We start from the raw sequence: 8,137 nt of genomic DNA on the forward strand, positions 1-8,137 counted from the left end.
TCTGTACCGCTTTAATGACACAGCACATTTTCGTCCCGCAACAGTAAACAATTCCCGGTACGGTCCGATAACCCCTTCTGCAAACTCAACAAAAACAACAATGACAGGAGCGAGACATGGGACTGGTCTCCCGATTACGGAATGTGCGCATCACGCGCAAACTGGCGGCGGGCTTCGGCATCGTCCTGCTGCTGGTGGCGCTGGCCACAACGCTCAGCGTGCAACGATTCAATCAGATTCACGACATCTATCAGAAAACCAATCTGATTTATGACATCAACATTGAAGTCTTTCAGGCCAAAATCAATCGTCTTAAATATCTGTATGGCGAGGACAAAGCGGGCGACACCATGACGGATTACGTCACGCACGCTCAGCAACTGACGCAGCAGGCCCAGCAGTTGCCGTGGACGGCGGACGCCAGAGGGTTGCTCAACGATGTCGCCAGCCATCTTGCCCGTTTCCAGCACAGCATCACCGCCATGACACAGACAACCCGACAGCTCAACGATCTGCGCAGCCAGCTGGATGCGCTGAGCCAGCAGGACATGACGTCGCGCTATACCGGGCTAATCCGGACCCCCGTCAGCTCACCCGAAGTCACCAACCAGATTTATCAGCTGCTGTTTGCTATCAGTAATGTGCGCGAAGAGGCCTGGGCGCTGCGCTTCAACGTCAGCGAGGCACTGCGCAATAAACTGGAACATGATTTTCAGCGCGCCGGGCAGGACATGAACACGCTACTGACTCAGCTACCGGCGGAGCAGCAGGGCGGATTTAACGCGCTATGGCAGGATACCGAACGTTTTAAAGATCTGAGCCTGCAGGCGGCAGCGGTTTACGGCCAGCTGCGCGGCGCGGAAAACACGGTCAAAGTGGCGGGCGATAACAGCAGCGCGGCGATCAAACAGATCATCGCCCTGGTTAAGGCGCGTAACGACGAACTGGCTAACGGGTCAGCGGCGCTATCGCTGCTGATTGGCAGCCTGGCGATAGTGCTGGGCGTGCTGGTGGCCTGGACCATTATCCGGCAGATTACGCGCCCGGTGTTCCACAACCTCGCGCTGGCGGAACGCATTGCCAGCGGCGACCTCAGCTCGCAGTTTGTCACTAATCGCCAGGACGAGCTCGGCCAGCTCACCTCTGCCATGGGACGCATGAATGCGCGGCTGCGCGGCATAATTGGCGAGGTGCTGCACAGCGTCAGCAATGTGTCGCAGGCAGCCAGCACCATACATCAGGGCAATCTGGAGTTGTCGTCGCGCACCGCCCAGCAATCGGCTGCGGTGGTGGAAACCGCCGCCAGCATGGAGCAGTTGACCGCCACGGTGAAAAATAATGCCAGCAATGCGCGTCTCGCCAGCCAGATCGCGGCAGAAGCGACGCATAACGCCAGTCAGGGCGGTATCGCGGTGCACAACGTCGTCAGCACCATGGGCGAGATCTCTGATAGTTCTAAGAAAATTGCCGAGATTACTGCGGTGATCAACAGCATCGCCTTCCAGACCAATATCCTGGCGCTCAACGCGGCGGTTGAAGCCGCCCGCGCCGGCGAGCAGGGGCGAGGCTTTGCCGTGGTCGCCAGCGAAGTGCGTAATCTGGCACAGCGCAGTGCCGGAGCGGCGAAAGATATTGAGCGACTGATTGGCGAATCGGTAGGGCGTATCAGTAACGGCCATCAGCAGGTAGCGCGCGCGGGTGAAACGATGGAGCAGATTGTCAGTAGCATCGCACGCGTAAATGAAATCATGGCGGAGATCGCGGCTGCTTCTGATGAGCAGAGCCGCGGCATTGAGCAAATCGCGCGCGCGGTAGGTGAGCTGGACGGTACCACCCAGCAAAATGCGTCGCTGGTCAGCGCGTCATCCCATTCCGCACAGGCGCTGGAAGAGCAGGCATTCATGCTGCAGCGGCTGGTCAGCCAGTTCCGTTTGCAAGGCGCAGTGAACTAAGAAACACGCGCAGCGGCAGCGAACTTTACCCGCTGGCCGCTGCTGCTATTGGCGGCAAAGCGCTTCTTATTTGCTTGTCGCCAATGTGCAAGGCGAAAATTCTTAAAAAAAGTCGCCGCAGGGCGACTTTTTCCCGATACACTGCCATTTTGTCGACCTGAATTTTCCCGTGAATGAATTACTACTCGCCTGATGAAAACCATTTGAAGCGTCGGTCAAAACGCTTCGTTCGTCGTATGTTCATCATGCGTCAGCTCGGCACGATCCTCTGTTTCTTTCCGATTCTCTCGGTGTTACTGGAAATGCAGCGCGGACTGGCATTCAGCGCGCTGCTGTTTGTGAACGCCTTTTTCTGGCCATGGCTGGCGTATCAGCGTGCGCTTCGTGCCGAAGACTCAACCGGTACCGAACGCCAGAATCTGACGCTGGATGCCGCCTTTGGCGGAATCTGGGTGGCGCTGATGGCGTTAAGCCCGATGCCCTCTTTTGTCATCATGGCGGTGCTGGCATCGGATCGCTATGCCGCTGGCGGCGGCGCGCAGCTGATTGCCGCCATACAGGCATTTTTGTGCGGGTTTATTATGGTGTGGCTGCTGGATGGCACCAGCGTACATCTGGCGTTCAGCACGCAAACCGTCTGGCTAACGTTGCCGCTGGCCACCTGTTACATGCTGGTACTCAGCGTGGCTTCCTACAATCTCACCTGGCATTTACGCACCCGCAACCGTGAACTGGAGCGCATCGCACTGATGGATCCCGGCCTGAAAATCCCTAACCGGCGCCTGTTTGAGCGGCGGCTGGAGAGTGAGTTTCTCAGCACGCGGCGCGGCGATAGCAGCGGCTATCTGCTGTTGCTGGATGTCGATCACTTCAAAGTGGTCAATGATAGCTGGGGCCATGAGGCGGGCGATTTTCTGCTGGCCGAGATCTCGGCGCTGCTGCGCAACTATGTCGGGCTGCAGGACATTCCGGCGCGCTTTGGCGGCGATGAGCTGGGTGTCATCGTGCATCAGGCCAGCGATGAGTCGGTGGTGGAACTGGCCGAAAGGCTAAAAGAGAAGATTGCCCAGCTGCGCTTGCCGGCCTCGGCAGAGTTTCGCTGCTCGGTCAGTATCGGTATTGCGCCTGCGGTCAGCGCCGAATCGTTAAGCGACTGGCTGCGCCATGCGGATGAAGCGCTGTATGAAGTGAAGCGCGCCGGGCGCAACGGCGTGCGGCTGTGGCAAACGCCGCTGGCCCGCGCATCATAATCAGAAAAATTCAGGATCGCAGTTTACCGGAAAATTCAGCGAGTTAGCGATGAAGCAGGCTTCGTGTGCCTGATGATGCAATGCCCGCGCGCGATCGGCATCCGCTGGGTCGCGCAGTTTGATGCGCGGCTTCAGCGTGATATCGGTAAAGCGGCCACGCGCCCCCTCGACCATGTTCCCTTCGGCAGCATCTTCATACTCCTCCACCACAATGCCGGCATCGGCGCACAGGTGTAAATACCACAGCTTATGGCAGGCCGCCGCAGACGCCAGCAGCAATTCCTCAGGATTCCAGCGCGTTTTATCCCCACGAAATGCCGGATCGGCACTCAGCAAAATGGGCGGTTTACCGGGTGCCTGTAATTCGCTGTCACGATCGTAAGCGGTATAAGAAGCTGTGCCATCGCCGCGATTGCCGCTCCAGCGAAGGTGAATCTGGTAATGGTGCTGCCGTGCTGCCATGGGAAATGTCCTGTTCAGTGAGGTCATCTCAGCGGTTGTTATTCACAACGTTCGCTGCGTTTTCGTGCAAATTAATCAGGTGCGCGTCGATGCGCATCTTAACACCTTACAGTAAAACATCCATGTAATCAGCGTATCTCATTGACATACATAAAGTGTTCAGTGCTGAAACGGTGATGCGCAAGAATCACCGGCGTGGCGCTTTGATCAAAAGAGATCTCATCGATCACCATCACCGCGTGTGGCAGAGCAAGTTCCAGCAGGCTGGCATCTTCTTCCGTGGCGAGCGTGGCGCTGATCTGCTCGCGCACCGCCGCAACGCGCACGTCATAATGTTCAAACAGGTAGCGATACAGCAACTGCGGCAGCTGTTCTGCCGGCGGAAAGTCAGGCAGACGTGCGGCGGGCAACACCAGCGTTTCATGCATGGCCGCAATCCCTTTCACCCGGCGCAGGCGCTTCAGGCGGATCACTGCGTCACCCGCCGCGATCTGCAGCTTATCGGCCTCGTCGGCGCTGGCGCGGCTGTGCTGATACTCCAGCAGTCGCGTCTCCGACTGCAGCAAACCGCCCGCTTTGTCATGCAGACGAAAATAGTGAAAGAAATGGCTGAGGTTATGCAGCGGCGCCCAGCCGGTCACCACCGTGCCGGTTTTGCGCCGGCGCATCAGCATCCCTTCCGTCGTGAGCGCCGCCAGCGCCTTGCGCACCGTACCGACCGAGACACCGAACTTCGCCGCCAGACTGTTTTCGCTGGGCAGAATGGTGCCCGCCGGCAGTTCGCCCTGCAGGATGGATTCACTGATATGGCGCTTCACTACTTCGTACAGCGGAGCGCCTTCGCCTTCGTTCAGGCGACTGAATTGAGGAACGTCGTGCGCGTCATAGTTTTTTTGCATGTTTCCGATTACCGATTGACCCCAGCTGTTCATTTGCATTATCTATAAACTATATAGAAATACAATAAGTGAACAGTTTATGCAGGAAAATTCATCACTACAGCGCGCTCTGACCCATATCGCCGACGATCAGGCGCAGATTCTTGACGATCTGCAACGCATGCTGGCGGTGGATACCTGCTTCCCGCCCGGACTGGGTTACGCAGCATTCGCCGATCTGCTGAGCACGATGCTGCAGCCGATGCATTTTGATTTGCAGCGCGTTTCGGTGCCCGACGCGCTGTGGCAGACGCCGGACGGCAGCGCGCAGGGCGAGCGGGTGAATCTGCTGGCCGCGCTGGATGCCGGTGCGGCTGAAAACTGCAATCTCTACTTTCACACCGATACGGTTCCGGCCGGCGATGGCTGGCGCTTTCCGCCGCTGGCGCTCAGCGTGGCGGAAAACAAGCTGTTTGGACGCGGCGCCGCGGATATGAAAGGCACCATCGTGGCCGCGCTGGCTGCGGTGCGGGCCGCGCAGCGCTATCAGCTCCACCTGCGCTATAACCCGGTGTTTTTACTCTGTACCGATGAAGAGGGTGGCCTTTATCCCGGTATTCGTTATCTGGCGGAGCAGCAGTTATTCCACGGTCACCTGCTCAGCTTCAACGGCGGCGCGGTGCCGCGTATCTGGGCCGGTTGCTTTGGCAGTATCGATATCAAAATTATCGTCAGCGGCCGCTCGGCGCACTCCGGCGATCCGCTGCAGGGTATCAATGCCATTGAGGCTGCGCTTCCGTTGATGAATGCGCTGTATCAGCTGAAAGGCGAGGTGGAACAGCGGGTTTCGGCTATGCCCGCGCCGCCGCACTATCAGGGCCAGCCGCTCACCGCTTTACTCACGCTGGCCGCCGCGCACGGCGGCAGTAAAGGCTCCACCGTTCCGGAACGCTTCGAGCTGCTGGTTAATCGCCGTTATGCGCCGGAAGAGCCCTTTGCCGACGTGTGGCAGGAGCTGACGCAGTGCGTGGATAAGGCGATGCAGGGCAGCGCCGCCAGCGACGTCACGCTGCAGCTGATTGGCCATCTGGCACCAGTCGCCGATCCCACCGGTCCGCACTGGCCGCGCTGGCAGGCGGCGCTCAGCCAGGGCTTCGGCTTCCCGCCAGCAGAATTCAAAGCCTGGGGATCCGCCACCAGCTCGGATATGGGCTGGGTACAGCAGGCCGGCATTCAGGAAATTCTGCTGGGCGGACTTGCCCGTCCCGATAACCGCATTCATGCCGCCGATGAATACACCACGATGGCAGATGTTATTGCACTTTCGCAGTCGATTCTGGCGTATCTCGCCAATGATTTTCAGCCAACCCAGGGTAATTAATAAACCAACGAGGAACAGAAGATGTGCGCCATGAAAGGGTTAAACCGCAGACAGTTTATCGCCAGTTCAACCGCCCTGACCGGAGCGGCGCTGCTGCCCTGGTCATTCAGTGCCTCGGCTGCCGCCGTTGCCAGCGCGACCCCGGGCGGCACGCCGCGTAAAGGTGGCGTATTGCGCATCAGTGTTGACCAGGCGGTCAGCGTACTCAATCCACACCAGGTGCGCGTCAATCCGGAGTATCTGGTGGCGGAACTGCTGTACAGCGGCTTAACCCGCCTGACGCAGGCGATGAAAGCGGAAGCCGACCTGGCGCAGTCCTGGCAGCCGAACGACGACTTAACCCAGTGGACCTTCACGCTGCGGCCCGATCTGCGCTTCAGCGACGGTTCGCCGCTCACCGCAGCGGATGTGGTCGCCAGCCTGCAGGCGCTGCTGGACCCGAAAAACGCCTCACCGGCGCTGCACAACATCGGCCCGATTAAAACGGTAAGCGCTAAAGACAACAACACCATCCTGATTGAGACCGAGGCGCCTTATGCCGATCTGCCGGTGATGCTGGCCTATCCGGATGCCAAAATCATCCCGGCGCATATCGCGCAGGGGCAGTACGACAAGCTGAGTAGCGCCTCGCTGGGGGCCGGGCCGTTCCAGCTGGTGTCTTACGATCCGGAACGCAAAATCGTGGTGAAACGCAACCCGCACTATTACGACGCCACGCGGCCGTATCTGGATGGCGTGGAAGTGGTGGTGTATCCCGACGCTATCGCTGAAAGCTCCGCGCTGATTGCCGGCGATACCGATCTGATGCTGAGTGCGCAGTCGAGCGAGTTTGCCCGCTTAGCCAAATCGGCGGGCGTGCTGCCGCTGCGCGTGGCATCCGGTCAGTTTCTTAACGTTAACATGGGCTGCGATCAAAAGCCGTTTAATGATGTGCGCGTCCGCCAGGCGCTGGCGTTATGCGTGGACCGCCAGGCATCGGTGGATTTTGTCGCAGACGGGCTGGGATCGCCGGGTAACGACACGCCGATCAACGCCGCTTATCCGTATTACGCGCAGCTGACGCAAAAAGCGCTGGACTACAGCAAGGCCAAAGCGCTGCTGGCGGAGGCCGGTTATCCGAATGGGCTGGACTTAACGCTTATTGCCTCAGACAAGCCGTCAACCCGCACCCAGCTGGGGATTGCCCTGCGGGAGATGGCGAAACCGGGCGGTTTCCGCATCAATGTGCAGACCATGGCGCACAGCACCTATCTCGATCAGGTGTGGAAGAAGGGCAATTTCTACGTCGGCTTTTACAATATGCAGCCGACGCCAGATGCGGTGTTTTCTCTGCTCTATACCTCAACAGCGGCGTGGAACGAAACGCGCTGGAACAATGCGGCTTTCGACGGTGCGGTGATGGCGGCGCGTGAAACCAATGACGAAACGCTGCGCAGCCAGCTGTACGGCAAAGCCCAGCAGCTGATGCACGACGAGGTGCCCTCGTTAATCCCGACCTTCTTTGATTTACTGGCTGCCAGCCGTGAGCACGTGGCGGGCTATCATCTGCATCCGCGCGGTGCGGTGTTCCGCCTCGATCATGTCTGGCTGACTGCTAACGCGCCAAAGCGCAGCCTGTAAGGAGCGACCGTGACAGCAAGTTACCTGCTTAAACGCCTGCTGCTGATGATTTACACGCTGCTGGTGGTGTCGCTGCTGGTGTTCGGCATCACTCAGCTGCTGCCCGCCGATGCCGCGGTTACGCTGCTGGGACAAAACGCCACGCCGGAAGCGCTGGCGGCGGTGCGGGCGCGGCTTGGGCTGGATGCGCCCGCCTGGCTGCAATACTGGCACTGGCTGACACAGGCGTTGCAGGGCAACTTTGGCGTGTCGATGCGCAATGGCCTGGCCGTCGGGCCAACGCTGCTGACGGCGCTGTCGCGCTCGCTGCTGCTGGCGCTGTGCGCTCTGTTACTGATGCTGGTAATCGCCATTCCGCTCGGCATCTGGGCGGCCGTGCGGCGCGGTAAGACCGCCGATGTGCTGGTCAGTGTGATCTCCTACATGGGCATCTCGTTTCCGGAATTCGTCACCGCCACGCTGGTGCTGCTGCTGTTTGCCGATGTCTGGCAGATTCTGCCCGCCACCGGCTATGTGCCGCTCAGCGAAAATTTTATCAGCGGTATTCAGCATCTGATTCTGCCGTCGATCACCGTTGCGCTGATTCTGGTGGCA

The 8,137-nt window shown here is 59.2% G+C and carries 7 protein-coding genes; 5 read left to right on the top strand and 2 right to left on the bottom strand.

Annotated features, from left to right (window positions below; genetic code table 11):
- The first annotated feature begins 116 nt into the window (after nt 1-116).
- Both ERD80_RS05080 and ERD80_RS05085 read left to right on the top strand, forming a co-directional pair.
- Nucleotides 117-1,952 (top strand): methyl-accepting chemotaxis protein, encoded by a 1,836-nt coding sequence (locus ERD80_RS05080; RefSeq protein WP_136545977.1) that lies wholly within the window; start codon nt 117-119, stop codon nt 1,950-1,952.
- Between the two features lie 173 nt (nt 1,953-2,125).
- Nucleotides 2,126-3,202, top strand: a complete 1,077-nt coding sequence (locus ERD80_RS05085) for a diguanylate cyclase (protein WP_021508737.1) — start codon at nt 2,126-2,128, stop codon at nt 3,200-3,202.
- Here the strand turns inward: ERD80_RS05085 and ERD80_RS05090 are convergent, their stop codons facing one another.
- On the bottom strand, nt 3,203-3,664 hold the full coding sequence (locus ERD80_RS05090; protein WP_104093520.1) for an OsmC family protein: 462 nt from the start codon (nt 3,662-3,664) through the stop codon (nt 3,203-3,205). It abuts the gene before it with no gap.
- A 128-nt stretch (nt 3,665-3,792) separates the two neighbouring features.
- Nucleotides 3,793-4,563 (bottom strand): GntR family transcriptional regulator, encoded by a 771-nt coding sequence (locus tag ERD80_RS05095; protein WP_136545979.1) that lies wholly within the window; start codon nt 4,561-4,563, stop codon nt 3,793-3,795.
- 79 nt (nt 4,564-4,642) lie between these two features.
- On the opposite strand from ERD80_RS05095, the gene ERD80_RS05100 reads away from it, so the two are divergent.
- The 3 genes from ERD80_RS05100 to ERD80_RS05110 all read left to right on the top strand — a co-directional run.
- Complete coding sequence (locus ERD80_RS05100) at nt 4,643-5,923, top strand: M20/M25/M40 family metallo-hydrolase (protein ID WP_136545981.1); 1,281 nt, start codon at nt 4,643-4,645, stop codon at nt 5,921-5,923.
- A 21-nt stretch (nt 5,924-5,944) separates the two neighbouring features.
- Nucleotides 5,945-7,543, top strand: coding sequence for an ABC transporter substrate-binding protein (locus tag ERD80_RS05105; protein WP_136545983.1), 1,599 nt, complete (start codon nt 5,945-5,947; stop codon nt 7,541-7,543).
- A gap of 9 nt (nt 7,544-7,552) precedes the next feature.
- A partial coding sequence (locus tag ERD80_RS05110; RefSeq protein ID WP_136545985.1) for an ABC transporter permease occupies nt 7,553-8,137 on the top strand: 585 nt, incomplete at its 3' end.

The organism is Pantoea sp. R102, from assembly GCF_004916815.1.
Lineage (GTDB): Bacteria > Pseudomonadota > Gammaproteobacteria > Enterobacterales > Enterobacteriaceae > Pantoea > Pantoea dispersa.